This window comes from Enterococcus sp. S53, assembly GCF_016516865.1.
GTDB classification, from domain to species: Bacteria; Bacillota; Bacilli; order Lactobacillales; family Enterococcaceae; genus Enterococcus_D; species Enterococcus_D innesii.
This window is the reverse complement of sequence record NZ_JACVUH010000003.1, coordinates 307225-333464: the sequence shown is the minus strand read 5'-3', so window position 1 is coordinate 333464 and position 26240 is coordinate 307225. Positions and strand designations below refer to the sequence as shown.

Here is a 26240-nt window from a genome sequence, read left to right as displayed (position 1 = left end):
CTTAATGGCTTCTTAGTTGATGGGGGAAGATTCTTCCACCGGTAAAAAGGCTAATCCTTTGCCCGCATGAGCAGTTACTAATTGTTCTGAGGCAAAGTGAGCACTTAATTCACGTAAAATCGTTTGTTCTTCTTGTTTTTGGCATAAAACTTTGACATTGGGACCAGCATCCATTGTGAAATAGCAAGCTAATCCTTTTTTTCGCAGCATTCGGACACATTCCATAGCTCGCAAAGATTCAGAAGACCAATAAGTAAAAGGTGGTTCGGCGGCTAAGGTCGTTCCATGCATTTTCAAGGCGTTGGCCTCGGTCGTTTCACCTAAAGCAGTAAAGTCTTTTTCGGCAATCGCTTGTTTCATTTTCACTAGATCGCTCGCAGTGGCAGAAAGCCAGCCTGGATAAAAGCTCGAGGTTTCAACGGTTCGGCGCATCCCCTCACGACTGGAGACTTCTTTGGCTTGTGCGTTGATTAAGATAAAGATCATACTCAATTCTTCTTCCCAGCCATTCGACGGCACTTGGGTGGCAAAAGAAGTCTCATCGGTGCCTTGATGCCATTCAGCAAAGCCGCCATAGATACTCCGACAAGCCGAACCAGAACCGCGACGGGCCAAACGGGATAACGCTTGCTCCGACAAGTTTAAGTCCAGTGCTTCACTACAGGCACCCGCCAATGCCGCTAATCCGCTGGCAGAAGAGGCAAGTCCAGCCGCGGTTGGGACGAAGTTTTGACTTTCCACCGTGGCATACCACGGGCAGTCCGCTTTTTTTCGTACCAGATCCAAGAAGTCCGTAACTTTTTTGGTGGCAGCGTCTGTTTGCACCACGCCATCCAATGTAAAGCGATCTTGCGTAAAATCGGGTGAAAAAGCCACCGTTGTTTCTGTGTAAAAAGCATCGAGGGTCAGGGACAAACTATTGTTCATCGGTAAAATGAAGGTTTCGTCTTGTTTTCCCCAATACTTGATCAATGCGATATTCGTGTAGGCACGAGCCTTTCCCTTATACATGTTCATAAACTCCTAATCCTTGTATCCATGCCGCACGAGCGCCATCGGACAATAAAATACGGCTGATGTTCTCAGCCTGTTCCTTCGTTTTGGTTAGTGCGATCATACAGCCGCCTCGGCCCCCGCCGGTCAGCTTCGCCCCATAAGCCCCTTGTGCCAATGCTGAGGAAACCAACTGATCCAGTTGCTGATTGCTGACCCCTAACTGCTGCAGTGCCTGATGGGCATTGTTCATGCTTTCGCCTAATATTTCTAATTGATTGGCTATGATGGCCTCTTTGGCTCTTTTGGTTTCGATCCCTAAACGCTGGATCGCTTGACTAGCCAGCTGCTTGCTGGTTTCAAAAAGATGGGCGACACTTTTGACAGCTTCTCTCGTTTGCCCTTTGATACCAGTATCAGCGACGAGCAAATAACCGTCGATCGTGAGGGGAAACGAAGTGATGGGATGTCCTTTGATAAAGTAAATGGCATCCGTCCCACTAGCTGCTGCAGCATCGATCCCGCTAGGATTACCGTGAGCGATTTTTTCAGAAAAGTTGACATAGGTCATCAATTCTTCTTTTGTAAAATCTTTTTTGATCCAATCAAAAAAAGCGCGAGTCAATGCAACAGCGACCGCCGCGCTAGAACCCATTCCCCGTTCAGAAGGGATGGTGCTGACGATGGAGGTTGCAAAAGGACCCGTGTGGAAATCTTGTTGCAGACGATGCAGCAAGTCTTTGACATTTTTTAAGTGGCTGGGGACTTCTTCAAGCAGACCGTGATAGTAACTTGAAATCAAGGTGTTTGTTTCATTTGCTGTGATCTCGACTTGTACTTTTGCTCCCGCAAAAGGGAAAGCAATTGCTGGTTCACCGTAAACAACTGAATGTTCACCCATTAAGATGATTTTTCCTGTAGCTATGCCAGTACCAATTGACATTATTTTCCTCATTTCTCTAGGGAGCTTACCCCACATGATTCATTTATCGTTTGTCAGTCAATTGTAACTATCTCCTGACAAAAACACAATTTAATTAAAGATCCTTTCCTATTTTACTAGAAGAAGGCTCTTTCGTTAAGCATTCCGTATGAGATTTCAAAAAAAAGCAAAAATCTTTAAACTTTTATTGAAAAACTTCTTGATCTGTGCTTCGAAAGTTTCAGTTGACGGCACAAGATATAGTGTTGTATAGTTGATATCGCAAATGCAACATACAATATTTAGTGATGAGTGAGTTGGGGGATATGAGCGTGATCGTATTAGCAGGAACGATTGGTGCCGGTAAATCAAGTTTGACCGCATTGATCGCCAATCATTTTGGCAGTCAAGCCTTTTATGAATCGATCGATGACAATGAAGTGTTACCATTATTTTATGCAGATCCAAATAAATATGCGTTTTTACTGCAAATCTATTTCTTAAATAAACGATTTGAAAGTATCAAGCAAGCTATGAAAGACGACAATAACGTCTTGGACCGTTCCATTTATGAGGATTCACTGTTGTTCCATTTAAATGCGGACCTTGGGCGAGCGACCGATACCGAAGTCAAAGTCTATGATGAATTGTTAGCCAATATGTTGGAAGAGCTGCCGTATGCAGCCCACAAAAAGCATCCAGATCTTTTGGTGCATATTCGCGTTTCTTTTGAAACGATGTTGGAGCGTATTGAAAAACGCGGACGGGAATACGAACAATTGACCTTTGATCCTTCGTTATACGACTACTACAAAGAGTTGAACAAACGCTACGATCAATGGTACGAAGAGTACAATGAGAGTCCAAAGATCCAGATCGATGGCGATCGATTCAATTTTGTCGAAGACCCGCAAGCGGCACAGGCCGTTTTAACAATGGTGGAAGATGCTTTGAAAGACGCCCGCAAATAGCAATAGCCGATACAGCCAGAAAAGTCCTTTGATTGGGCTTCTGGCTGTTTTCTTTTATAATAGAAGAAAGCAAGAGTGGAGGATGGACTTTGGAAAACAAACATGTCTTTTATGATGGAAACTATGAATGGATTCAAGTCGACCAGCAAGACGCAAAAAGCGTGATGGCACTACAAAAACAATATCATCTGTCGGATGAGATGCTTACGTATTCTCTAGATAAAAACGAACGCGCACGAGTCGAATACGATGCCGAAGAAGAAGCATTGCTGCTGGTTTTCAACGTACCTCAGCAAGAAAAGCGGGATAATCATTTTGAGACCAGCCCAATGACGTTTATTTTAAAAAAGAAGCAGATCTTTACTTTTGCCTCCCATGATACCCGTTATGTGATTCCGATGATGGAGCGCTTGATCCTGCAAAAGCCGCAGCAAACACCGCTGCACTTTTTGTTTCAAAGCTTATTCTTGATTTCAGGCACGTTTTTTCCGCTAGTCGAAGAAGTCAATAGTGATCGGATTCGCTTGAATCAGCGACTTCGGGAAAAAACCACCAATAAAAACCTGCTGCAAATGTCCGATTTGGAAGTCGGTTTAGTCTTTTTAGTGTCTGCCACGAAACAAAATGCGGTCCTCTTGGAGCAGATCAAAGCGTTATCCATTTATCGTTTGATGGATGATGACGAGCGGGAACAGCTGGATGATGCCCTGATCGAAGCCAAACAGGCAGTGGAAATGACGTTGCTGGCTTTTCAAATTTTAGAGCAACTATCTGGAACCTACAATAATCTGTTAAACAATAACTTGAATGATACCATGAAGTTTTTGACCGTTTGGTCTCTCTTATTGACTGTGCCTTCCATTGTCACCAGTTTCTTTGGCATGAATGTTCCACTGCCTTTTACCAATAGTATTTTCGGTTGGGGGATTGCCTTATTGATCAGTTTAGTGTTATCCATCTGGATGTTGATTGCTTTATGGCGCAGAATTCGTTAATCGATCACCAAACCTAGACCGGCGGCGATGACCAAGGCTTGTTCTTGATCGACCGTTAGCCCCCGCAATTGTTCAAAGGACAACGCGATCTTTTGAAATTGATTGGTCCGAAAATCTAAAGTTGCTAATTTTGTGTGAAACCAGTTGCTATTGTTCAACTGGTTTTCTTGTAGCGTCAAGTGTTTCCAATCCATCTCATAAAACTCACTGTCGTTTAGTTGGCACTGACGAAACAGCATCGTCCGTAAATTGGTGTTGCTAAAAGAAGCAAAGTTCGCCACGCAATCTTCAAAGGTGCAGTCACGGAAATAGCTTTCCGCAAAATTGGTGCCAGTCAATTTACATTGTTTAAAGTGAACCCGATGAAAGCTGGCGCCAAAACATTCCAGATTAGAAAAATCGCAATTCTCAAAAAGAACGTTTTGGCATTCCCATTGACTCAAGCGTGTTTTTTGCATCGTCACTTTCTTGAAATGACATTGCTTCAAGATGAGGTTTTTGCAAGCATCATAGCTATAGTCACCGCCTTCGAAGAAAGCACCTTCGAAAAGCAGTTCTTCTTCTAAATAAAAATCCTGTGGCTCTAATGCCGACAATAAGGGCAGTAGTGGCAATACGATTTTTTTCTTCATCAAGATTCCATCCTATCTGTTTTTCTCTTCAGTATAACACGGCGGATCGCTGCCGCAATAGTTGCGAAAAAGCGGTAGAATATTGTGAAATTTATTCAATCGGTTTGCAGAATGCTTTTATAACAAGGAAAACCTTTGGTTTTCAATAAATATTTTTTCACAATCTTTTTGCTTGCAAGACGAAAATAATTTTGATACAGAAACTTGATCCGCTGAAAGTGACGTATATCAACGAAAAACTGTCATAAATTTTTAAAATCGCGAAAAAGTTGATAGTTTTCAAATTCACAAGCAAGCTATAATGACAATGTAAACAAAAGGAGGAAATTTTCCATGACAAAAACAGTTATTATCGGTGCAAACCACGCGGGGATTGCTGCTGCCAATACACTATTAGATAACTACAAAGACCAAGAGGTCGTAATGATCGACCGTAATACAAACTTAAGCTACCTAGGTTGTGGGACTGCTTTATGGGTTGGACGTCAAATCGATTCATACGAAGGCTTGTTCTATACAAAACGTGAAGATTTTGAAGCAAAAGGTGCAAAAATCCATATGGAAACAGTGGTTGACCATATCGATTTTGAGAAAAAAGAAGTACACGCTGTAACTAATGACGGTGAAACGATCGTTGAATCTTATGATAAAGTTGTCATCGCAACTGGTTCTGTGCCAATTTCACCAAAAGTACCTGGACGTGACTTGAAAAACATCCATTTCTTGAAAAAATTCCAAGACGGACAAACGGTTGATAAAGAGTTAGCATCAGAAGACGTGAAAAACGTTGCCGTTATCGGTGCTGGTTACATCGGTGTTGAAATTGCTGAAGCAGCAAAACGCCGTGGCAAAAATGTGTTGCTTTTTGATGCAGCGACACGGGCATTGCCAAACTACTATGACAAATGGTTTACAGAAGATATGGACAAAAACTTAGCTGACAATGGCATTGAATTGCATTTCGGTGAATTAGCACGTGAATACAAAGGAACAGAGAAAGTAGAAGCAGTTGTAACAGACAACGGCGAATACCCAGTTGATCTAGTGATCAACGCGATCGGTTTCTTACCAAACAACGAGCTAGGCAAAGATCATTTGGAATTGTTTGCTAACGGCGCGTACTTAGTGGACCGCCATCAACGGACAAGCGATGCAGATGTTTACGCAGTCGGTGACTGTGCAACGGTGTACTCAAATGCTTTGCAACAAACAACGTATATCGCATTAGCAACGAATGCCGTACGTTCAGGGATCGTCGCTGCCCATAATATCGGCGGAACGTCTCTAGAATCAACAGGTGTTCAAGGATCAAACGGGATTTCGATCTTCGGCTACAACATGGTTTCAACTGGCTTGTCAGTCGAAGCTGCCGAACGTAATGGCATGAAAGTGAAATACTCTGATTACGAAGATACCCAAAAACCAGGCTTCATGAAAGAAAATGCGACAGTTAAGATCCGCATCGTCTATGAAGAAGAAACACGCCGCATCGTTGGTGCACAAATGGCGTCACGTACATCTGAAATCGCAATGGGCATCCACATGTTCTCACTAGCGATCGAAGAAGGCGTAACGATCGACAAGATGAAGCTATTAGATATCTTCTTCTTGCCTCACTTCAACCAACCATATAACTACATCACGATGGCTGCATTGAAAGCAGAATAAGAAACACGAAAGTCGGAGCGTATGCTCCGGCTTTTTTTTGAAACAATCATGAAAACTGTTGACAATAAGAGAAAAAAGCAGTATACTATAAAAGTTGAGAAATAAAAGCAGAAGCACCCGCTTCTCGCCTGAGTGAAGATATCGCTGGGCAGAATAGGATTCCTACCATTTATTTGTGTGGAGTACGTGCGGGTTCGTGAAGAACTCGTTTTTTTATGGTCTGATTTCGAATCGACAAGCTTTTCTTTCTCTCAAAAAACTCGGAGGTGAATGACCATAGCAAAGGATATGATGGTAAACGACGGCATTCGTGCACGTGAATTGCGTTTGATTGATCAAAACGGCGAACAACTTGGTGTAAAGAGTAAAGCTGAAGCATTGCAAATTGCAGAACGAGCAAACCTTGATGTGGTATTGGTGGCACCAAATGCTAAGCCGCCAGTAGCAAGAATTATGGATTACGGGAAATTCCGCTTTGAGCAACAGAAAAAAGACCGTGAAGCTCGTAAGAAACAAAAAGTAATCAACATTAAAGAGGTTCGTTTAAGTCCAACGATCGACGTCAATGATTTCAACACAAAATTGCGTAATGCACGTAAATTCCTTGAAAAAGGGGACAAAGTGAAAGCTTCGATCCGTTTCAAAGGCCGTGCCATTACCCATAAAGAAATTGGTCAGAAAGTGTTAGATCGTTTGGCGGAAGAAACTGCTGATTTGGCAACTGTTGAGCAAAAGCCAAAAATGGATGGCCGCAGTATGTTCTTAGTATTAGCACCAAAAAACGATAAATAATGACTCACTGAGTTTCAGTTTAAAGTCAGATAACGAAAGATTTTGAGGAGGAAATTAGTTATGCCAAAACAAAAAACACACCGCGGATTAGCAAAACGCGTAAAACGCACTGGCGGCGGCGGATTGAAACGCTTCCGTGCCTTTACCAGTCACCGTTTCCACGGCAAAACAAAAAAACAACGTCGTCAATTGCGTAAAGCTTCAATGGTTTCAGCTGGCGATTACAAACGTATCCGTCAACAACTAGCACGCATGAAATAATTGCGTAACCCAAGCTTCACGTATACAAACAATTATCGATTTTCATATTAGGAGGAATTATACATGGCACGTGTTAAAGGTGGAACAGTAACTCGTAAACGTCGTAAAAAAGTGCTTAAATTAGCAAAAGGTTACTACGGTTCTAAACACACTCTATTTAAAACAGCAAAAGAACAAGTAATGAATTCATACAACTACGCATACCGCGATCGTCGTCAAAAGAAACGCGACTTCCGCAAATTGTGGATCGCTCGTATCAACGCAGCGGCTCGTATGAATGGCTTAAGCTACTCAAAATTGATGCACGGCTTGAAATTAGCTGAAATCGACATCAACCGCAAAATGTTAGCTGACTTGGCTGTAAACGATGCAACAGCATTTACTGCATTAGCTGACCAAGCAAAAGACGCTTTAAACAAATAATCAATCGTTGGCAACAACGTTAGCCCCGCTCTTTGAGCGGGGTTTTTTGTTTTTTCTCGATGACCGAAGAATGGTTTCTCACTATCTTTCATATGTTTCTTTCCATTATGCGAAAAATAGATTATACTTTTGAAAACGTTTGTTTTATTTGTCTCACGATTTTTTCACGAACACTGCAGCAAAAGGAGCATACGATGGCAATTGATTTATGGCGGCATTTTAAAAAAGGATTGACGGTATATGTTGGGATTGGAATTGCAGTCTCATTTTTGAGTGCCGCGAATGTCTTTTATTTTCAAAAACTACTCGATTCATTTGGCAAGACACTTGATTGGCCAGTAGTTTTTATCTATGGGTTAACGCTAGTACTGGTACCTATTTTGTCCTATCTTGAGCAGAAACCAAAAACAACATTGCACAACAGCATGTATTTCTATCTCAAAGAACAAGCTTTAGTAAAAATCAGCAAGATTGCCTATTCCGAGTACTTGCAGATCGGCTCTGGAGCACTCTTACAGAAAACTGAAGCGGGAGCAGCGGCTGGCAGAAATATCCATTTGAATTTTTATGGACGCTTGTTTAAAGAATTGCTTCCCGAAACACTGTTTAACTTAGCTTTTATTGCTATGATCGATAAAAGATTGATTCCAGCGATCCTTGTGGGCTATCTAGTGGTGTTTATTGTGACCAATTTGCTTTTGAAAGTTTTACGCTCTCTCAAAGAACGTGCGCTAGTTTCAGAAGAAGCCATGAATAGCACCTTTATCCGCGGATTAACGGAAATGGTCACGTTTCGGATCAATAAACGGTTTGAAAAAGAGATCGCACAATATAAAAATATGTCTGCTGACACAACAGAACGTTTAACAAAAATGACGATGATCCATGAGTTTTTCTTTGGTTTTTTTGCAGTTTTAGTCGCATTGATCAAAGTCGCAATTGTGGTATTGGCATTCACAAATCAGATTACAGTCAGCTTGGGCGGTTTAGCAGCATTGATTATTTATGTGGATCGAATCTACACGCCTGTTGCAATATTTAACGTGATTTTTGTTCAATACAGCTTAGATAAAGTTGCCTTTGCACGGTTAAATGAATTTTTCTATCTGCCAGAGGACAAAGCATTAACACAAGGCGATGCATTGTCTGAGACCATCAACTATATCACAGTTAAGGATCTATGCGTCATACTTCAAGAAAAGCAAATCTTAACCGATAGCACACTGGAGCTGAAGCGGGGAGCGATTTATGGGTTAGTAGGAGAAAGCGGCGCAGGAAAATCAACGCTGATCAAAACGATTTTAGGGTTGTATCAGCCGACGACCGGTGCAGTTCTGATCAATCACAAAAATTTGGCTGCTTACAACTTAAATGATTACTATCAGCATGTCTTTTATCTATCGCAAGATGCGCCAATCTTCCAAGGAACGCTGAAAGAAAATATCATTTTTGATAAGGAAATCGCAGACGAGGAAATCATAGCGGTATTAGAAAAATGTCAATTAGGCGCATTCTATCAGGCACTCAAGGGAGGACTGTCTGCTGAAATTGGAGAAAAAGGAGCCAACCTTTCTGGTGGGGAAAAACAGCGGATCGCTTTTGCCCGATTGTTTTTCACAAACGCAGAAGTCATTGTCCTTGATGAAGCCACATCTGCTTTAGACGAAACAACAGAAGAAAAGCTTTTTGCAGCGATCAAAGACCAATTGAAAAATAAACTAGTCATTATGATCACCCATCGACCGAAAAATTTGATTTATACGGATGAGATCATTGAGTTGAAAAAAACACAGGTTGTAGCGGCTTCATCATAAAAGCAGCTACACCCTGTATTTTTTGTCAGCGCATCAGTAAATGCGGCAGTGTACTAAGGCATGCGATGATGCCGACGATCAAGGTAAAGACCACGACGATGACTGCTGTTGAAAAGAAATCTTTTTTGACGTCGCGCTTTATCCTAATGGCATCGAGGTCTTGATTTTCCATGAAGGCAACGATCTCTTTATACGTTTTGATATTTTGGGTTTTCTTGATTTTTTCGATCTTTAATGCGGCATACATGGAGACGAGCCAAAAACATAGAGGCGGGACAATCCACCAGTATCCGGGTAAATAAAGAGCAGGACCAACAGAGAGTGCGGTCAATAGTATAAAAAGCAGCATCATTTTTGTGTAACGATCCATTTCTGTTTTCTCAATCGTTTCTTTCATTTGTTCAACATCCCCTTTGACTAATTCATCTAAAGAAACATCAAATAGAACACTGAGCAATAATAAATTGTGAACATCAGGATAGCTTTTTTCATTCTCCCAATTGGAGATCGTTTGTCGGGAGACATAGAGTTTTTCTGCCAGCCCTTCCTGAGAGAGACTTAATCGTTCACGATGTTTTTTTTTTTGTTTGCTTAAGTTCATTTTATCCGCTCCTTCTACCATTAGTTTAGGCCAATGTCTGCATTCTAACGATCAAATGTCTTTGACAATGCCTTGAAATCAAGTGTCAAAATGTTTTTACAGTTGGGTTTGGGGTGTTTACATAGCAGTACAGCGTTGATTTTCTTCCGTTAACAAGCGACGGTCAACTTGGTTATTGTTTTTTTATAGACATACCTGCTGGTTTCTAAAAAAAGAAAAAAGATGGCGAGTCTTTGCTGATTTTAAGTGTTTGTCCTTGTCTATTATTCATTAATTTCGCAAAGATGGGAAGAGGAGAAAACAACTAAGCGTGTGAAAGATTCATTTTTCCATTAGTGATTCTTTAAAGGTACCTGTGTGTTGAAATGGAGCCATTCAGAAGACACCTCTATTTGTTGGTTCTGTTTTAGAAGAAAATCGACTGTTGGTAAGCATATCACCCCATAAAAACGTCTGCTTTGTGCTATACTGAGGCTTTGTAAAAATAAGTTTGTACAAGCAAGCAGCAACGGTTTTTTCATTGATTGCTTGCAAGAAGGAGCGTATACGCAGTGAAAAAACTAAAGGTTCAAGATTTAATTGCAGTAGGGATCTATACAGCGATCTATTTTCTTTTAATGAGCATCTGTCTATTGATTTTGCGTTTTGTGATACCAGGTTTTCATAATTTATTTATTCCAGCAGTCACCGCTTTGTTTTCTGGCATTATCTATCTGATTTTATTGAGTAAAGTACCGAAATTTGGCGCAATCACCATTATGGGTACCGTGGTAGGGCTCTTTTTTTTGATTTCAGGACATTTTCCATTGGCCTTTTTGCCCAATATGATTTGTGCCTTAGCAGCTGATTTGATCCAATACAAAACAAAGCTCAAAGGAAACGTTCGCGTACTGGCGAGTTATATCGTCTTTAGTTTTGGCTTGATGGGTCCGATCTTACCCCTGTGGTTTATGAAAAATGCCTACATCGATTCATTAGTAGCTCGCGGAAAAGATGAAACCTACATTGCCGGTGTGTTTGCTCATACCTCCAATTTGATGTTGGGGCTTTGTGCATTGGCGGTTTTGATTGGTGCGGTGGCTGGTTTAGGTATTGGCAGTCGCTTGATGGAAAAACATTTTCAACCAACGATCCAATCGCATAAAGGGTGAGGAATGTGTCGAAAACAAGGTTTGATCCCCGCAGCAAATTAGCGGTGATTCTCTTTGCTAGTTTTACTATGATGGTGACCATCAGCTGGATCGATGAGTTTGCCTTTGTCACTTTCTTGCTGCTGCTATTTATAGTCAGCGGCTTTTGGAAAAAAGGCTTGCTGCTCTATGGCGTGTTTGTCTTGCTGACACTGGCAGATAGTTTTTTGTTTCGCCAAGGCAACCACATACTAATCGTGTTGCTGGATTTCTTTTCCGTCGGTTATCGCCGCTTGTTGCCAACGATCATGGCGGCGGCTTTTGCCATTAGCGGGACGAAAAACAGTGAGTGGATGGCGGCGCTGCAAAAAATGCACGTGCCCAATGTATTATTAGTCCCGTTGGCAGTCTTATTTCGTTTTTTTCCCACATTGGTACAAGATTTCAAAAGTATTCGCCAAGCGATGCGCTTTCGCGGCATCTCGCTGTCGGCAGGATCGATCTTGCTTCATCCGCTGCAAAGTGCGGAGTATTTTTTGATCCCATTACTGATGTCGGCTGAAAAGACCGCAACCGAACTGTCCGCTACGGCCCTGGTTCGCGGGTTAGCATCAGAAACTCCCCATACCACCGTCCACGAACTGAAGCTGCGCTGGTGGGATGGCTTGGTCTTTTTAGCATTAGGCGGTTTTATCGTGAAAAGGATGTGGCTTGGATGATCACATTAGAACAAGTGTCAGTAAAACGAGAAAATCGGACCGTATTATCTGAGCTTTCTTTGACGGTCGCAGCTGGGGAAGTCATCGTTTTGTGCGGCGCTAGCGGCAGCGGCAAATCGACCCTGCTCAATGTTTTGAATGGCTTGATCCCTGAGCTGTATCCTGCCGAAGTGCAAGGGAAGATCCGTGTCGGAGAAACAGACTTGCCAGTTGCCGATTTCTCCCATTATGCCCAGACGATTGGCGTCGTCTTTCAAAACCCTAAGACGCAATTTTTCACCACGGATGTCTATTCGGAGTTGGCTTTTTCGATGGAAAATGCGGGCGTCGCACCAGAAAACATTCGGCAACGAATCACCGAAGTAGCCCAGCAGTTTTCCCTGACCCCATTGCTTGATGCTAGTGTCTTTGACCTATCTGGTGGGGAGAAGCAGCTGATTGCTCTCGCTGCAGCCACGATGTTGCCCCATGATGTGTTCTTATTGGATGAGCCTTCCAGTAATTTGGATCAAGAAGCGATCCAAAAGTTGACTCAAGGATTGGCTTCTTTAAAACAACAAGGGAAAACCATTGTGATCGCCGAACACCGCTTGGCGTATTTGGCGCCACTGGCAGATCGCTTCTGTCTATTAGAAGCAGGACGATTGCGGGCGTCTTATCCAGCAGCTCAGCTTTTGTCACTATCAGAGGAGGCAATTCACGAGTTGGGATTGCGAAAAGTAGGTGAGGCGGCATTGGAAACTCAGCACTGCCGAGAATCTTTGCCAGAAAAATCTGGATTAAGGGCAACGCATCTGCAGATCAAGCAATCAAAACGCTCGGCAAACAGCAGAAATTGGGCGCTCAACTTGTCTGAACTACAACTGCCGATGAAGCAAGCTGTGGGGATCGTTGGACTAAATGGTGCTGGCAAAAGTACGTTGGTGCAAGTCCTGTCAGGATTGAAAAAATGCCCAGAAGCAGTATTTACCATCAATGGACAAAAGCGGACCCAAAAGCAGCTGCTGCAGGAAAGTTTTCTTGTGATGCAGGATGTCAACTTGCAGCTGTTTTTTGAAACGGTTGAAAAAGAGTTGCTGATCAAAGCCCAAAACCCAGCTCGTTTTGAAGAAATCGTCTCATTGTTGCACTTAACACCACTCCTTGCCCGTCATCCACAAAGCTTATCAGGTGGGGAAAAACAACGAGTTGCCATTGGCAGTGCCCTGCTTTCTGGAAAACGTTTGTTGTTTTTCGATGAACCAACGAGTGGGTTAGATTTGCAGCAAATGGAGGAAGTTGCAAAACTGCTGCGAACAGTTGCCAAAGAAGTTGATTTATTAGCCGTGATCAGTCATGATCGTGAGTTTTTAGTTGAAACATGTCCTTACGTGCTTCAACTCGAAAAAGGAGAACTTGTTGGCACGTATCAGCTAGCAAAAAATATGGAATAACGAAAGACGGAGTGAACCTTGGTTCATGCCGTCTTTTTTTGGTCGAACATGAAAAAATCTTCATGATTTTTTTCTTTCAATCAGTTAGGAAGTTTCGAAAAAATCCGTTATGATAGAAGCAAAACCAGAGGAGGAACGCATATGGCTTTGAAGATCTTGCTAGTGGAAGACGAAGAAAGTTTAGCCAGTTTTATCCAGACCGAATTGACTTTTGAGGGATATGACACGGTCTGGGCCAAAGATGGGCAAGAGGCATTGGCCTTATTCAATCAGCAAGCAAATGCTTTTGATCTGATTTTATTGGATTGGATGCTGCCAATCTATGATGGCATCACAGTGGCACGGCGGATACGCAAAGAAAGCGACATCCCGATTTTGATGATGACCGCCAGAAATCAAACCGCCGATGTGGTGACGGGGCTTGATGTCGGATTAGATGATTATTTAACGAAACCTTTTGAAATCGAAGAACTGTTTGCCAGAATTCGGGTGATCGATCGGCGGCTGCAAAGAGAAGCCAAACAACAAAAGAACCAGCAAAACCAATTAGTGGCGGGGGAGTTGATGATGGACATCGCCAAGCACTTGGTTCAAATTGCTGGAGAGACCATCGAATTGACGCCCAAAGAGTTTGGGATTTTATATGAACTAATGAAAGAGCCGGAAGTTGTCAAAACAAGAGATGACCTATTGAATGAGATTTGGGGTTATGAATACGACGGTCAAACGAATGTTGTAGATGTCTATATCCGTACACTGCGGAACAAGCTAGATGTTTGCGGCAAAGGCAAAATGATCGCAACCGTTCGAGGATTAGGCTATGTCTTGAGGACCGACCATGAAGAATAAGTCAGTCAACCAACGTAGAAAAACAGCCCAGTTTCAATTGACGAGCCGCTTTTCCTTGATACTCTTTGGTCTGTTGATTCTCTTCAATCTGCTGTTTATTCTATTGTCCGTAGGTTATTTGTTTGAACATATTGAAAATCGTGCCAGCAACATCCTTGAAGCCATCGAAAAAGGCGAGGCATCAGGGGATGCTTGGGACACTCTCGTCAATGCCTATGTTTCGGCAGATGAAGAAGACGCCCTGCAAGTGATCTTAGCCGATGGCAGTGTCGTTTCATCAGAAGATGCGGAAGAGATTTTTGACGATATCAATCAAGGGCGAGTGATGCCATTTCTCGAAGACATCGTTTTTACAGAGGATGGCATCTATTACATGAAAACCCAAGAAGTCGATGGGGATCAGGTGACGATCGCTATCAATGGGGAGGATAGTGTGGAATTAGCCTATGGTCTCTTTATGATCAGCAGTTTCTTGAATCTGATCGCTGTTGTCGTGGGCAGTCTGCTGATTTATTGGAGTGTCGGGAAATGGAGTCAGAAGCTTACTGGCATGGCGCAAGAAATTGCTGCCATTGAACAAAGCCGAACAGGAGAACTGACGGTTTCTGAAGAGCCCATCGAAATTCGTTCGGTGGCCTTGGCTTTCAATAAATTATTGAAAGAACAGCGAGAGACGATCGAGCGGGAAAAACGGTTCGTTGCCGATGCTTCCCATGAGCTGCGAACACCTTTAGCTGCGATTCGCGGACATGTCCAATTGATCCAGCGGCGTGGAACCAAACATCCCGAAGTCATTCCTTCCTCAATGGCGTTTATCGACAAAGAGTCGAAGCGTTTGGAAACATTGAGCAATCAATTGCTGGACCTAGAAAAAAATCAATCCCAAGATGAAATGACCCTCGTTGATGTTTCTCAGATCGTCCGAGAAGAGTGTGAAAAACAAGCGACGATCGTTCCGCAATCGATTGAATATTTTGTGGAGAACCAATGTATGAAACGTGGGCATAAACGTGACTTCCAGCAAATCATCCAAAACCTGTTAGAAAATGCCGCGAAGTATTCACCTGCCGATCAGCCGATTCATGTGACCTTGACGCAAGAGCAGAGACAGATGTCTTTGACCGTCGCCGATTTTGGCATTGGGATTCCCGATGATAAGAAAGCCTTGATTTTCGAACGGTTCTATCGAGTAGAAGATTCTCGTTCCAGCCAGATTGCTGGTTCAGGCATCGGGCTTTCACTGGTAAAACAGCTGGCAGACAAGTATCATGCCAAAATTACCGTGACAGACAATCAACCGCAAGGCAGTATCTTTAAACTTGCCTTTCCAAATGAAAGAGAAAGATGAAGATTTTTTTAGATTTTCTTCAAGCATTTTTGATTCTTTTTCATGAGGAACTTGTTATTCTAAATATATAGAAAAAAGGAATACACAAACAATTGGAGGAATGAAACATGAAAAAAACAACTATTTTATTCGGAATTGCCGCATTAGGATTATTGGCAGGATGTACACAAAACAACACGGGAAATTCAGAACCTGTGCAAAACAGCAGCTCAAGCACAACAGTTGCCTCATCGAGTGAAACAACGTCGTCACAAGCAACAGACAGCTCTTCAAGCAGTGCAGCGATCGCCAATGGCGGCTTACCTACGGTGACCGTAGAAGAAGCGATCCAAATATTCCAAGATAAATACCCAGATGCAGCGATCACTTCGATTGATTTGGATACTTCTTTTGGCAATTACTTCTACCAAGTAGAAGGCGTGGATGACACGAATGAGTTTGAATTAAAGATCGATGCAGAAACCAAAGAAACTTCTGAAGAAAGAACGGAAAAATTGGATGCCGATGAACAAAACGGTGTCAAAAAAGATGCCGATCAATTGGACCTAACCAACTTGCTTTCATTGGAAGAAATTTCTGATATCGCCGTGAAAGAAGCTGGCGGTGGTCAAGCAACAGATTGGTCATTAGACAAAGAAATGAATGTAACCTATTGGGAAGTCAAAGTAGAAGATGGCAACAAACAAACAGATGTGAAAATCAATGCCCAAACAGGTGAAGTACTAGAAACCGAATTAGATGACTAATCCTGTTTTGCAGTAAAAAAGATAAGCCGCTATCGTCTATGCGCAAAAGACGATAACGGCTTATTTCTTTACGTATGCTGTTTGACTTCAGTTAACGGTTTGACGCGACCACCAATTTTATCTGCAAATGCTTCGGACTGCTTCCGATCTTCAAAGACCCATAACTTGTCTGGAATTTTTTCACGAGTGCGACGACCATCTTTGCCAATGTAACCATGCAAAACTTTAATCACGTACATCGCCATCATCCTTCCCTGAAATTACTTTTGATTATACGAAAGCCGTTTCAAAAAGCAAGGATTTTGACTTAAATGAGTGATCAGAATTGATTATTCCCCTGACAGGGCAGCATAATCAGCAAATCGTTGATGGATTTCAGGAAAACTACGCTTCAGCTGCACGATGCGATTGGTCTCTTTTGCTAAAAAACAATGCTTTGAAGTCCCCGTCGTTGCCAACTGACCATCGCTCGTTTTGTAGATCTCATAGCGAAAATCCAAACGCGTGCCAGTATATTTGTCGACCAAAACATCGATTCGCACCTCATCTTCGTAACGAATCATCGTTTTGTATTGCGCACTGACTTCCAGCACGGGAACGATCAAGCCCGCTTCTTCGATGGTATGATACGGTAAATCCAAAAACGTGAGTAACTCCACGCGGGCCTCTTCAAACCAGCGGATATAATTGGCGTGATGGATGATCGCCATTTGATCGGTCTCATAGTAGTGTGGTTGACGGATATAGCCTGAATATAAAGACATAAAAACAGCTCCTTTCATAGAAACAAAACCTTCGTTATTCAGCATAACGCAAAAAGGAAGAAAAGCAAACAGAAGGAGAGCTACTTTGTGTTGAACACTTGAGAAAATGCTACTAGAGAGCAGCGGAGTGAAAAAGACAGTGAAACACCTTGACTTTTTCATAGCTTTCTTGTAGTTTATAGATAATATCAAAAATCAGTGAAGGATCGAGTACTTTATTCTATTCCTTAAAAGAGAAAACTGCCCCGGCTGAAAGCAGTTTAGGACGTGTAAAGGAAAGACAATCTGGAGATGAACAGAAGAAAAGCTGTTCCGTGACCGAGCGTTAATCGAGCGAAGGAGAAGAACATTTCTCGAATTTAGGTGGTACCGCGTGTAATCAAAACTCGCCCTTGTATAAAAAACAAGGGCGAGTTTTTTGCTGTGAATCACTGAGACTGGTCCGCAAAGCGGAACAGAGCAGATGATGAACAGTACTAGGCGACCACAGGGAGCGTAGTGACCAAACTAGGAATCACTATGATTGGCTTGCGGAGCAAGGCAGAATAGATGATGAACAGTAAGGCGAGTGCAGGGAGCGTAGTAACCGAACTAGGAATCACTATGACTGGCGTAAGAAGTGAGACATGAAAGCTGTACTTGGCATTTTTTGCTTTGTTCAATTGCAGTCGAAGCCAACGAAATGATGACCAGCAACCAACGGCAAAGAGCGCAATAACCCAAAAGTCAAACACGAGAACAACCCCCCCACATCAACGAGCAACAAACAATAGGTGAATAAGCAAACAAGTAATGAAAGCAAAGAACATGGGCAACCATGAAACAAATAGGAGGATGCATACGATGAGTTACCAACGTCCAAAAGGAACCAACGATATTTTGCCAGGAGAATCCGAAAAATGGCAATTTGTGGAAGAAACAGCACGTTTAGTGTTTCGCGATTACCAATTCAACGAGATTCGGACGCCGATTTTTGAGCACTTTGAAGTGATCGCCCGCAGTGTCGGGGACACAACGGATATCGTTTCAAAAGAAATGTATGATTTCTACGATAAAGGAGAGCGTCATGTGACGTTGCGTCCAGAAGGCACTGCACCGATCGCTCGTTCTTATGTCGAAAACAAACTATTCGGACCAGAACATACGAAGCCTTATAAAGTGTTTTACATGGGACCAATGTTCCGTTATGAACGTCCGCAAAAAGGCCGTTTGCGTCAATTCCACCAAATCGGTGTCGAAGTTTTCGGTTCAGCAAATCCAGCGACCGATGTTGAAACAATGGCGATGGCAATGGATTTTTATCGTCAATTAGGACTGAGTCAATTGCGCTTGGTCATCAATTCATTAGGTGACAAAGAGACACGCCAAAACTATCGTCAAGCGTTGATCGACTATCTAGCGCCCCATGAAGCGGAGCTTAGTGAGGATTCAAAACGCCGCTTGCATGAAAATCCTTTGCGGGTCCTTGACAGCAAAGACAAGCGAGACCAAAAATTTGTGGCAGATGCGCCATCGATCCTAGACTACTTAACGCCAGATGCCAAGGCACATTTTGAAACCGTAACGAGTATGCTGGATGCGTTGGAGATCCCTTATGAGATCGATTCAAATATGGTGCGTGGTCTGGATTATTATACCCACACGATTTTTGAGATCATGAGTGAGGCACCAAAAATGGGGGCGCAAGCCACCATCTGTGCCGGCGGTCGGTACAATCATTTAGTGGAAGAGCTAGGGGGACCAGAAACACCTGGTTTTGGTTTTGCTTTAGGGATCGAACGTTTATTGATCACTATGGAAGCCGAAGAAGTTGTAATTCCTGCTTTGAATGAGTTAGATGCGTATGTGGTTGGTTTGGGACAAGAAACCAATTTAGAAGCGCTGAAAGTCGTGCAAGCGATCCGTAATTTCGGCTTTTCTGCCGATCGTGATTTCATGGATCGTAAAGCCAAAGCCCAGTTTAAATCTGCTGATAAGCAAGGGGCACGGTTGGTTCTGACTCTAGGCGAAACAGAATTAGCAGAACAAGTGATCAATATCAAATCCATGGCAAGCCGTGAAGAAAAACAATTTCCGTTAGCGGATCTTTATGCCCGCTTCGATGAGATTTACGATGAAATGACAACCAAAATGTTTGAGTGAGGAGAAAAAGAATGACAAAACGTACAGTATATTGCGGGTTAGTAAATGAGACCCATTTAAACCAGACAGTGACACTAAAAGGCTGGGTGCAAAAGCGCCGTGACTTAGGTGGCGTGATTTTTATTGACTTACGCGACCGGGAAGGGATCGTGCAAATCGTCTTCAATCCTGAGGTTTCGAAAGAAGCCTGGGAAATCGCGGACAAATGCCGCAGTGAATATGTATTAGAAGTAACGGGTCAAGTAATCAATCGTGCACCAGAAGCCATCAATCCGAAAATGGTGACAGGTGCCTATGAAGTGATGATCAGCGAAATCACGATTTTAAACACTGCAAAAACACCAGCCTTTTTGATTGAAGATGATCAAACCGTTGGCGACGAGATTCGCATGAAATACCGTTATTTAGACTTGCGTCGTCCAAAAATGACGAACAACATCGTGATGCGGGCGAAAACGACGCAAGCGATCCGCAATTTCTTAGACACGAACGACTTCTTAGATATCGAAACACCTTATCTAGGAAAATCAACACCAGAGGGCGCGCGGGATTATTTGGTTCCTTCACGGATCTATCCAGGTCATTTCTATGCGTTGCCACAATCACCACAAATTTTTAAACAGTTATTGATGGGTGCTGGCTTCGATCGCTACTATCAAATCGTACGTTGCTTCCGTGACGAAGATTTGCGGGGCGACCGTCAACCTGAATTTACCCAAGTCGATATCGAAACCTCTTTCTTGACGGCAGAAGAAATTCAAACCTATACGGAAGAGCTATTGGCAAAAGTGATGCGAGAAGTCAAAGGCATCGAAGTTACCTTGCCATTCCCACGGATGACCTATGATGAGGCAATGGGACGCTACGGCAGTGACAAACCAGATACACGGTTTGACATGGAGCTTATCGACTTATCAGAAGTTGTGAAAGACGTTGATTTTAAAGTCTTCCAAATGGCTCTTGAAAAAGGCGGCGTTGTGAAAGTCTTAAACGCCAAAGGGGCTGCAGACAAATACTCAAGAAAAGACATGGACAATCTAGGTCATTACGCTGGCCAATTTGGTGCCAAAGGATTGGCATGGGTCAAAGTTGAAGAAGATGGATTGAAAGGACCGATCGCTAAATTCTTGACGGAAGCAACCGACGCGATTATTGCAGCAGCCAATGCGGAAGTTGGCGATATTCTGATGTTTGGTGCCGATTCCTTTGAGATCGTTTCAGCAACGTTAGGTGCGATCCGTAATAAATTAGGAAAAGAATTAGGCTTGATCGACGAGAGCAAATTCAACTTCCTATGGGTTACTGACTGGCCGCAATTTGAATACGATGAAGAAGCAGGTCGCTATGTTTCTGCTCACCATCCGTTCACATTGCCAAAAGAAAGCGATCTGCCGTTGTTAACGACAGACCCTTCAAAAGTCTATGCGCAAGCCTACGATATCGTGCTAAACGGTTACGAGCTAGGTGGCGGATCATTGCGTATCCATACACGGGAAGTGCAAGAGCAAATGTTTGAAGCGCTAGGCTTCTCACGTCGCGAGATGCAAAATCAATTTGGCTTCTTATTGGATGCTTTGGATTATGGTTTCCCACCACATGGCGGCATCGCTCTTGGGTTAGACCGGTTAGTAATGCTCTTGGCTGGTGAAGAAAACATTCGCGAAGTCATTGCCTTCCCTAAAAATGGGAAAGCGGCTGATCCAATGTCACAAGCACCAAGTACCGTTTCACCAATGCAACTGTTTGACTTGAGCATTGATGTAACAACGGTTGAAGAAAACGAATAAGCGTTAAACCCATGATGAAATGAGTGATGAAATAGAAATTGGTGAATGAATGAAAAAAGTTCATGAGAATTCACCCATTTCTTTCATTGCTCGTTTCTTTTTTTATGTGCTGAAGTATAATAAAGGCAAATCAAAAAAGTGAGGCTATGAAATGCAATGACTCCTCTGTTTAAATGGCTCCCTCATCCGGAATATGCCAACAAACTTTCATTCTCGATCGTGTACGCACTGCTGGCATCGATTGCGGTCAATTTTTTCTATCAGCCGGGCAATATTTATTCCAGCGGCATTACCGGTGTCGCTCAGATCATTACTACGATCTCAAGAGAATGGATCGGGTTTTATGTCCCCTTATCTCTTGCGCTATTATTGTTGAATGTGCCATTATTTTTTCTTGGCTGGTTTAAGATCGGCCACAAATTTACGATCTTTACTGGAATCACTGTTTTATTGACATCCTTATTCGTGCAAATTTTGCCAGAAGAAACCGTCACGACGGACCCGATGATCTGTGCGATTTTCGGTGGTGCCATCAATGGAGTGGGGATCGGCTATGCCTTGAAGAATGGTCTTTCTTCCGGAGGGCTGGATTTTGTCAGCATTGCCATCCGCAAACGGACAGGGAAGACGATCGGCTCGATATCGATTTTCTTTAACATTGTTATTTTGTTCGCCGCCGGGATCTTGTTTGGCTGGCAATATGCGTTGTATAGTGCGATCGCGATTTTTGTCAGTGGAAAAGTGACGGATGCGGTCTTTACGAAACAAAAGAAAATGCAGGTGACGATCATCACTCGCAACCCAGAAGAAGTCATTCAGACGATCCAAAAACATATGCGGCGAGGCATTACCATCATCAATGAAGCCGAAGGAGCCTACAAACATGACAAACAAACGGTTTTGCTGACGGTAGTCACACGCTTTGAACTGCCGATGCTGCGCAGTGCTATGAAAGAAGCCGATCCAAAAGCCTTTGTCAGTATTGCGGAAAATGTCCAGATTTTGGGTCGGTTTTATGAAGAAGAACTGTAAAAAAGGAGTTGAAAAAAGTATTTCTTTATAGAAGTACTTTTTTTTCGCCAAAAATTAATTTTTTTGAAATATAGCAGATGTTGCTAGCTTTATATGGGGGATTTCTGGTAAATTATGAGAGTATGGAATCAATAGCGTTCATGCTGAAATTGTTTTTTTATGAAACAATTGGATCAATTAGAGAAAAGTGGTTGGAGAATGAACAAACGTTTAAGTACAAGCCGCTATATTACCGGGTTCGACGGCATTCGCACCTTGGCAGTCATCGGCGTTATTTTATATCATTTACTACCTACTCATATGCGAGGCGGGTATTTAGGAGTTCCAGTATTCTTTGTCGTATCAGGTTATTTAATCACTGACTTGCTGAGGCAAGAGTGGGATCAAAACGGCAAAATCAAAGTCAAAGATTTTTATGTACGGCGGATGAAACGGCTTTATCCAGGAATGGTGGTGATGCTGCTTATCTCAGCAGCGTATATCACTTTGTTCCAGCGAAACCTGCTGAATAATTTGCGCGGGGTTTTTGTTAGCTCGTTGCTGTATTACAACAACTGGTGGCAGATCAATCATGGGTTATCCTATTTTGATCGGTTCGGCAATGAATCCCCCTTTACCCATCTGTGGTCACTGGCTGTGGAGGGACAGAACTATCTGATTTGGCCTTTAGTGTTTATTTTGTTGATGAAAATCGGCAAGCAGAGGCATCGCGCCTTTAAATTTACTGCCGCAGTCACGATTTTATCGGCAATTCTGTTAGCGGTCCTTTACACACCAGGCGCTGATCCAACACGGGTCTATTATGGAACTGATACGCGGCTCTTTTCGATCTGGATGGGGAGTGCCTTAGCATTCATTTGGCCAAGTACCCACTTGAAGAAAGAGATACCGCAAAAAGCCAAACGGGTCTTAAATATCTCTGGTTTTGCTTCCTTGGCTGGTCTGATCGCAGCGTTCTTTTTCTTAGATGATCATTTGACCTTTGTCTATTATGGCGGCATGTTCTTGATCAGTATCCTATGTACGATTCTTGTGGCAGTCACCGCTCATCCCGGAGCCAGTTTGAATCGGGTATTGAGTAATCCGATTTTCAGTTATATCGGCAAGCGCAGTTATGGGATCTATTTGTATCAATTTCCAGTGATGATATTTTACGAAGCAAAAGTGGGAAATATCGGTGAGAACGTGCTGATGCACACGTTAGTGGAACTATTCTTGATCTTGTTTATCAGTGAATTGTCCTATCGGTTTATCGAAAACCCAATGCGTAAATTCCAGTACAAAGATACATTCAGAACGGTCCGCGGTTGGTTCAGTAAACCAATTTTTAGTTGGAAAAAACCGTGGTTAGTGCCCAGCTTACTCATTACCCTCGTTGCTTTGTTTGGCGTCGTGACTGCACCGACAAATTATGTCGATGCCCAGCAGCAGCAGTTGAAAGACAACATTGCGGCCAATAAAAAAGCGGCAGAGCAATCGCAAAAGAATGCGAATGCTGAAGGAAATGAAGCGGATGATGAGGCGAACACGAGTGAAGATGAAAAAAATATCATGGAAAAGTATGATCTAACAGCAGCCCAAGTGAAAAAAGCAGAATCTCTTGAAATCACGGCTTTTGGTGATTCTGTGATGCTGGATGCAACGGCTGACTTGAAAGAAGTCTTTACCCAAGCGGTAGTTGATGGGGATGTTGGGCGCCAGCTGTATGCGAGCCCTGAATTGATCAAAGACTTGAAAGAAAAAAATCTTTTGCGGGATACGGTCCTTGTGGGGCTAGGGACGAATGGTTCCTTTACAGAAGCCCAATTTGACAGCTTTATGAATGAGATCGGTGATCGCAAAGTCTACTGGATCAATGTGCGAGTACCGACACAGCGTTGGCAAAATGAAGTCAATCGGATGTTGGAGCGCATGGCGGAAAAATACGACAATATGACCTTGATCGATTGGTATGATTTGAGTAATGACCAAGAGTCCTGGTTTTATGAAGATCGGGTCCATCCAAATCCAGATGGCATGGATCAATACGTGAAGCTAGTTGCCCAAACGATTTTACAAGATGAATAGGCAAGAAAAAGACAAACCTTATGCAATCATAAGGTTTGTCTTTTGTCTTAAACGGTGCTTTGAAAGAGCATCGTTTTTTAATCTTTTTCTATCACCGTTAACAGTGAGTCAAACAAAATCGCACTAGAAGCTGATCCGGGATCGATATGACCGATGGCACGTTCACCAACATAAGAGGCACGGCCTTTTTTAGCAACAAGTTCTTTGGTATGTTCTTTCGCTGCTTCGATCGTGTCCTTGGTCAATTCCCCTTTTTTCAAGGCTTCTGCGACAGGTTGCCAGACATCGACCATCGTTTTGTCTTCAAACTCAGCTTTTCCCCGCATTTTGATGCCCGTCAAGCCTTCTTCAACGATCGTACCTAATTGTTCAAAGGAGTCGATCGTTTCTAGTTCCTTCGTTGCTTTGGTCATATTCATAAACGCCGAACCATAAAGGGGACCCGAAGCGCCGCCGACTTTTGAGATCATTGCCATCGAGAAGACTTTAAAGGTATCACTGATCGTCGTTGGCTGTTGTTTGGCATAAGCTTCTTGATAAGCAGCTACGCCGCGTGCCATATTGTTGCCATGGTCCCCGTCGCCGATCGGTGTATCTAAATCGCTTAAATAGGCCTTGTTTGCTTCGATTTCTTTCGTGAAGGTATCTAACCATGCTTGCACCGTTTCTGTTGTCAATTGCATCTCTATTCGCTCCTTTACCAGGCTATTGTTGTGACGTCTTCATTTAACGCATCGGTGTGATCCGTTTCGCTGAAATCGATCATGGTCAGTGAAAGTCCCTGCATATCGATGGAAGTCATGAAATTGCCGACCTTATGGAAGGAGACAGGGATGTCTTTTTCTGCGAGTAATTTCGCGACATCATTGGCAAAAACGAACAACTCCATTTGCGGCGTACCACCCATACCGTTGATCAAGACACCGACTTTTTCTGGGGTCTTTTCATAATCCGCTAAGATTTTTTCCACCAACTCTTGTGCTAGTTCACGTGAGGGTTTCAGTTTTTCTCGACGGTAACCAGGTTCGCCGTGGATGCCCACGCCATACTCGATCTCATCATCGGCTAACTCAAAACCTGGTTTCCCAACTTCAGGAACTGTTGCCGCTTTTAATGCGACCCCAATGGTTTTGATCGATGCAACCAAGGCATCGCCCAGTGTTTTTAATTCACTTAAGCTGGCACCATTACGAGCAGCTGCGCCTAAAATCTTGTGGACTAAGACCGTACCGGCAACTCCTCGTTTGCCAGCAGTATAGGTGCTATTTTCAACAGCGATATCATCATCAACGACCACGATCTCCGTTGTGATCTCTTCCATTTCTGCCATATCTTTGGCCATCTCAAAGTTCAAGATATCGCCAGTATAGTTTTTGACGATCAACAAGACGCCTTGTCCTTGATCAGAATCTTGGATAGCCGTCAAAATTTGGTCGGGGGTAGGGGAGGTGAAGACATCGCCTAAAACGGCGGCGCTAAGCATCCCATCACCGACAAAGCCAGCATGGGCCGGCTCATGTCCGCTCCCACCGCCAGAAACAAGACCGACTTGTTCTTTTTGATTATTCTTAGCGATCACCCGTGAGTCGGCGACTTGATGGACCAGTTCAGGATAACTGCCTACGATACCAGCCAACATTTCTTCTACGATCATTGAGGGATCGTTAATGATTTTTTTCATGCTTCATGCCATCCTTTCTCGGCTGCTTTTTTTGCTTCTGCAACGATTTGTGCCAAATCATCACTAAAACCAGCGGTGATCGCTGCAGCAAAGGCACCTTCCACCAGCGGCGCGTCGATCAGGTGATAGCGTTCTTGTTGCTGAGGTTCTAGCATGTCGTAAGCAAGTTCGGCATTCAAAACGGCACTGCCTAGATCGGCAAAGACTAAGATCAGTTCAGCATCTGCGGATTCGTTGACGGCATCCACGATTTTCGTGGCGTCAGAACCCAGCTCTCCTTCTGCTGTCCCGCCTAAAGAATAGATCGTGACTGACTCGCCATCAGCCATTTCTTCGATCATCTGTTTTAATCCTTCGGTGAGTTGCTGACTGTGAGAAACGAGTAAAATACTTTTTTTCATCCAATTTCACCAACACTTTCTGATTAAATTTGGCTGTTTGACAAGGGGGTTGCCTTTTCCAAAGAAACA

The 26240-nt window shown here is 43.1% G+C and carries 26 protein-coding genes and 2 other annotated features; of the genes, 17 read left to right on the top strand and 9 right to left on the bottom strand.

The genetic code is table 11. The features are described from left to right. Nucleotides 1-12: 12 nt before the first annotated feature. Together mvaD and mvk are read right to left on the bottom strand one after the other, a co-directional pair. A complete protein-coding gene (mvaD, locus tag IAE45_RS06915; RefSeq protein ID WP_142968529.1) occupies nt 13-1011 on the bottom strand; it encodes a diphosphomevalonate decarboxylase in 999 nt (332 codons plus the stop codon). After that, nucleotides 1004-1936 carry a mevalonate kinase gene (gene mvk / locus IAE45_RS06910; protein ID WP_200125560.1) on the bottom strand — a complete coding sequence of 311 codons (933 nt, stop codon included), beginning with the start codon at nt 1934-1936 and terminating at the stop codon, nt 1004-1006. The genes mvaD and mvk overlap by 8 nt, the downstream gene beginning before the upstream one ends. A gap of 305 nt (nt 1937-2241) precedes the next feature. On the opposite strand from mvk, the gene IAE45_RS06905 reads away from it, so the two are divergent. Both IAE45_RS06905 and IAE45_RS06900 read left to right on the top strand, forming a co-directional pair. After that, on the top strand, nt 2242-2886 hold the full coding sequence (locus IAE45_RS06905) for a deoxynucleoside kinase (RefSeq protein ID WP_171805170.1): 645 nt from the start codon (nt 2242-2244) through the stop codon (nt 2884-2886). Between the two features lie 89 nt (nt 2887-2975). Further along, nucleotides 2976-3881 carry a magnesium transporter CorA family protein gene (locus IAE45_RS06900; RefSeq protein ID WP_005228093.1) on the top strand — a complete coding sequence of 302 codons (906 nt, stop codon included), beginning with the start codon at nt 2976-2978 and terminating at the stop codon, nt 3879-3881. Here the strand turns inward: IAE45_RS06900 and IAE45_RS06895 are convergent. Then, complete coding sequence (locus IAE45_RS06895) at nt 3878-4513, bottom strand: pentapeptide repeat-containing protein (protein ID WP_142967428.1); 636 nt, start codon at nt 4511-4513, stop codon at nt 3878-3880. The genes IAE45_RS06900 and IAE45_RS06895 overlap by 4 nt on opposite strands. Before the next feature lie 333 nt (nt 4514-4846). Here IAE45_RS06895 and nox point away from each other — a divergent pair, with 333 nt between their 5' ends. The 5 genes from nox to IAE45_RS06870 all read left to right on the top strand — a co-directional run bounded on the left by nox (nt 4847) and on the right by IAE45_RS06870 (nt 9471). Beyond that, on the top strand, nt 4847-6181 hold the full coding sequence (nox, locus tag IAE45_RS06890) for a H2O-forming NADH oxidase (RefSeq protein ID WP_005228102.1): 1335 nt from the start codon (nt 4847-4849) through the stop codon (nt 6179-6181). A gap of 99 nt (nt 6182-6280) precedes the next feature. Then, nucleotides 6281-6404, top strand: a sequence feature (ribosomal protein L20 leader region). A 47-nt stretch (nt 6405-6451) separates the two neighbouring features. Next, nucleotides 6452-6973, top strand: a complete 522-nt coding sequence (infC, locus tag IAE45_RS06885; protein WP_005228103.1) for a translation initiation factor IF-3 — start codon at nt 6452-6454, stop codon at nt 6971-6973. Between the two features lie 60 nt (nt 6974-7033). Further along, nucleotides 7034-7234 carry a 50S ribosomal protein L35 gene (gene rpmI / locus IAE45_RS06880; RefSeq protein ID WP_003128650.1) on the top strand — a complete coding sequence of 67 codons (201 nt, stop codon included), beginning with the start codon at nt 7034-7036 and terminating at the stop codon, nt 7232-7234. Nucleotides 7235-7297: 63 nt separating this feature from the next. Beyond that, nucleotides 7298-7657 (top strand): 50S ribosomal protein L20, encoded by a 360-nt coding sequence (gene rplT / locus IAE45_RS06875; RefSeq protein ID WP_003128653.1) that lies wholly within the window; start codon nt 7298-7300, stop codon nt 7655-7657. A 194-nt stretch (nt 7658-7851) separates the two neighbouring features. Further along, nucleotides 7852-9471 carry an ATP-binding cassette domain-containing protein gene (locus IAE45_RS06870; protein WP_200125558.1) on the top strand — a complete coding sequence of 540 codons (1620 nt, stop codon included), beginning with the start codon at nt 7852-7854 and terminating at the stop codon, nt 9469-9471. 25 nt (nt 9472-9496) lie between these two features. Here the strand turns inward: IAE45_RS06870 and IAE45_RS06865 are convergent, their stop codons facing one another. Continuing rightward, nucleotides 9497-10072: a helix-turn-helix transcriptional regulator gene (locus IAE45_RS06865; RefSeq protein WP_200125556.1), complete on the bottom strand. Its 576-nt coding sequence runs from the start codon at nt 10070-10072 to the stop codon at nt 9497-9499. Nucleotides 10073-10623: 551 nt separating this feature from the next. Here IAE45_RS06865 and IAE45_RS06860 point away from each other — a divergent pair. From IAE45_RS06860 to IAE45_RS06835, 6 genes are all read left to right on the top strand, one after another. After that, on the top strand, nt 10624-11223 hold the full coding sequence (locus IAE45_RS06860) for an MptD family putative ECF transporter S component (protein WP_087628020.1): 600 nt from the start codon (nt 10624-10626) through the stop codon (nt 11221-11223). Further along, entirely contained in the window at nt 11220-11921 is a 702-nt protein-coding gene (locus IAE45_RS06855) for an energy-coupling factor transporter transmembrane component T (protein ID WP_200125554.1), read from the top strand. Before IAE45_RS06860 ends, IAE45_RS06855 begins: the two co-directional genes overlap by 4 nt. Next, a complete protein-coding gene (locus IAE45_RS06850; protein ID WP_200125552.1) occupies nt 11918-13354 on the top strand; it encodes an ABC transporter ATP-binding protein in 1437 nt (478 codons plus the stop codon). The genes IAE45_RS06855 and IAE45_RS06850 overlap by 4 nt, the downstream gene beginning before the upstream one ends. A gap of 141 nt (nt 13355-13495) precedes the next feature. Then, nucleotides 13496-14203, top strand: coding sequence for a response regulator transcription factor (locus IAE45_RS06845; RefSeq protein ID WP_151195983.1), 708 nt, complete (start codon nt 13496-13498; stop codon nt 14201-14203). Next, on the top strand, nt 14193-15551 hold the full coding sequence (locus tag IAE45_RS06840; RefSeq protein WP_200125550.1) for a sensor histidine kinase: 1359 nt from the start codon (nt 14193-14195) through the stop codon (nt 15549-15551). Before IAE45_RS06845 ends, IAE45_RS06840 begins: the two co-directional genes overlap by 11 nt. 107 nt (nt 15552-15658) lie before the next feature. Beyond that, nucleotides 15659-16297: a PepSY domain-containing protein gene (locus tag IAE45_RS06835; protein WP_086337867.1), complete on the top strand. Its 639-nt coding sequence runs from the start codon at nt 15659-15661 to the stop codon at nt 16295-16297. 68 nt (nt 16298-16365) lie between these two features. Here the strand turns inward: IAE45_RS06835 and IAE45_RS06830 are convergent, their stop codons facing one another. Both IAE45_RS06830 and IAE45_RS06825 read right to left on the bottom strand, forming a co-directional pair. Then, nucleotides 16366-16536, bottom strand: coding sequence for a hypothetical protein (locus IAE45_RS06830; protein ID WP_008379536.1), 171 nt, complete (start codon nt 16534-16536; stop codon nt 16366-16368). A gap of 90 nt (nt 16537-16626) precedes the next feature. Next, nucleotides 16627-17061, bottom strand: a complete 435-nt coding sequence (locus IAE45_RS06825; protein WP_167821437.1) for an acyl-CoA thioesterase — start codon at nt 17059-17061, stop codon at nt 16627-16629. 189 nt (nt 17062-17250) lie between these two features. Continuing rightward, nucleotides 17251-17458 (top strand) — a binding site (T-box leader). A gap of 446 nt (nt 17459-17904) precedes the next feature. Here IAE45_RS06825 and hisS point away from each other — a divergent pair. The 4 genes from hisS to IAE45_RS06805 all read left to right on the top strand — a co-directional run bounded on the left by hisS (nt 17905) and on the right by IAE45_RS06805 (nt 24089). Continuing rightward, nucleotides 17905-19203: a histidine--tRNA ligase gene (hisS, locus tag IAE45_RS06820; RefSeq protein ID WP_060791494.1), complete on the top strand. Its 1299-nt coding sequence runs from the start codon at nt 17905-17907 to the stop codon at nt 19201-19203. An 11-nt stretch (nt 19204-19214) separates the two neighbouring features. Then, the gene (gene aspS, locus IAE45_RS06815; protein ID WP_074536792.1) at nt 19215-20990 is read left to right on the top strand and encodes an aspartate--tRNA ligase; all 1776 of its coding nucleotides are present in this window, start codon (nt 19215-19217) and stop codon (nt 20988-20990) included. A gap of 156 nt (nt 20991-21146) precedes the next feature. Continuing rightward, nucleotides 21147-22022 carry a YitT family protein gene (locus IAE45_RS06810; protein WP_200125548.1) on the top strand — a complete coding sequence of 292 codons (876 nt, stop codon included), beginning with the start codon at nt 21147-21149 and terminating at the stop codon, nt 22020-22022. A 198-nt stretch (nt 22023-22220) separates the two neighbouring features. Continuing rightward, complete coding sequence (locus IAE45_RS06805; RefSeq protein WP_061053302.1) at nt 22221-24089, top strand: acyltransferase family protein; 1869 nt, start codon at nt 22221-22223, stop codon at nt 24087-24089. Nucleotides 24090-24166: 77 nt separating this feature from the next. Here IAE45_RS06805 and dhaL read toward each other — a convergent pair whose 3' ends face one another. Genes dhaL through dhaM form a run of 3 tightly spaced genes read right to left on the bottom strand, consistent with a single transcriptional unit; the run spans nt 24167 to nt 26171 of the window. Next, nucleotides 24167-24772, bottom strand: a complete 606-nt coding sequence (dhaL, locus tag IAE45_RS06800) for a dihydroxyacetone kinase subunit DhaL (protein WP_142425047.1) — start codon at nt 24770-24772, stop codon at nt 24167-24169. 14 nt (nt 24773-24786) lie between these two features. Then, on the bottom strand, nt 24787-25770 hold the full coding sequence (gene dhaK / locus IAE45_RS06795) for a dihydroxyacetone kinase subunit DhaK (RefSeq protein WP_200125546.1): 984 nt from the start codon (nt 25768-25770) through the stop codon (nt 24787-24789). Then, nucleotides 25767-26171, bottom strand: a complete 405-nt coding sequence (dhaM, locus tag IAE45_RS06790; protein WP_005228160.1) for a dihydroxyacetone kinase phosphoryl donor subunit DhaM — start codon at nt 26169-26171, stop codon at nt 25767-25769. The genes dhaK and dhaM overlap by 4 nt, the downstream gene beginning before the upstream one ends. Between the last annotated feature and the right edge of the window lie 69 nt (nt 26172-26240).

Bases quoted from the DNA above. Each gene is read 5' to 3' on its own strand.
- mvaD (WP_142968529.1), bottom strand. From the start codon at position 1,011: ATGTATAAGGGAAAGGCTCGTGCCTACACGAATATCGCATTGATCAAG.
- mvk (WP_200125560.1), bottom strand. From the start codon at position 1,936: ATGTCAATTGGTACTGGCATAGCTACAGGAAAAATCATCTTAATGGGT.
- IAE45_RS06905 (WP_171805170.1), top strand. From the start codon at position 2,242: ATGAGCGTGATCGTATTAGCAGGAACGATTGGTGCCGGTAAATCAAGT.
- IAE45_RS06895 (WP_142967428.1), bottom strand. From the start codon at position 4,513: ATGAAGAAAAAAATCGTATTGCCACTACTGCCCTTATTGTCGGCATTA.
- nox (WP_005228102.1), top strand. From the start codon at position 4,847: ATGACAAAAACAGTTATTATCGGTGCAAACCACGCGGGGATTGCTGCT.
- infC (WP_005228103.1), top strand. From the start codon at position 6,452: ATGACCATAGCAAAGGATATGATGGTAAACGACGGCATTCGTGCACGT.
- rpmI (WP_003128650.1), top strand. From the start codon at position 7,034: ATGCCAAAACAAAAAACACACCGCGGATTAGCAAAACGCGTAAAACGC.
- rplT (WP_003128653.1), top strand. From the start codon at position 7,298: ATGGCACGTGTTAAAGGTGGAACAGTAACTCGTAAACGTCGTAAAAAA.
- IAE45_RS06870 (WP_200125558.1), top strand. From the start codon at position 7,852: ATGGCAATTGATTTATGGCGGCATTTTAAAAAAGGATTGACGGTATAT.
- IAE45_RS06865 (WP_200125556.1), bottom strand. From the start codon at position 10,072: ATGAACTTAAGCAAACAAAAAAAAAAACATCGTGAACGATTAAGTCTC.
- IAE45_RS06850 (WP_200125552.1), top strand. From the start codon at position 11,918: ATGATCACATTAGAACAAGTGTCAGTAAAACGAGAAAATCGGACCGTA.
- IAE45_RS06845 (WP_151195983.1), top strand. From the start codon at position 13,496: ATGGCTTTGAAGATCTTGCTAGTGGAAGACGAAGAAAGTTTAGCCAGT.
- IAE45_RS06840 (WP_200125550.1), top strand. From the start codon at position 14,193: ATGAAGAATAAGTCAGTCAACCAACGTAGAAAAACAGCCCAGTTTCAA.
- IAE45_RS06835 (WP_086337867.1), top strand. From the start codon at position 15,659: ATGAAAAAAACAACTATTTTATTCGGAATTGCCGCATTAGGATTATTG.
- IAE45_RS06830 (WP_008379536.1), bottom strand. From the start codon at position 16,536: ATGTACGTGATTAAAGTTTTGCATGGTTACATTGGCAAAGATGGTCGT.
- IAE45_RS06825 (WP_167821437.1), bottom strand. From the start codon at position 17,061: ATGTCTTTATATTCAGGCTATATCCGTCAACCACACTACTATGAGACC.
- hisS (WP_060791494.1), top strand. From the start codon at position 17,905: ATGAGTTACCAACGTCCAAAAGGAACCAACGATATTTTGCCAGGAGAA.
- aspS (WP_074536792.1), top strand. From the start codon at position 19,215: ATGACAAAACGTACAGTATATTGCGGGTTAGTAAATGAGACCCATTTA.
- IAE45_RS06810 (WP_200125548.1), top strand. From the start codon at position 21,147: ATGACTCCTCTGTTTAAATGGCTCCCTCATCCGGAATATGCCAACAAA.
- IAE45_RS06805 (WP_061053302.1), top strand. From the start codon at position 22,221: ATGAACAAACGTTTAAGTACAAGCCGCTATATTACCGGGTTCGACGGC.
- dhaL (WP_142425047.1), bottom strand. From the start codon at position 24,772: ATGCAATTGACAACAGAAACGGTGCAAGCATGGTTAGATACCTTCACG.
- dhaK (WP_200125546.1), bottom strand. From the start codon at position 25,770: ATGAAAAAAATCATTAACGATCCCTCAATGATCGTAGAAGAAATGTTG.
- dhaM (WP_005228160.1), bottom strand. From the start codon at position 26,171: ATGAAAAAAAGTATTTTACTCGTTTCTCACAGTCAGCAACTCACCGAA.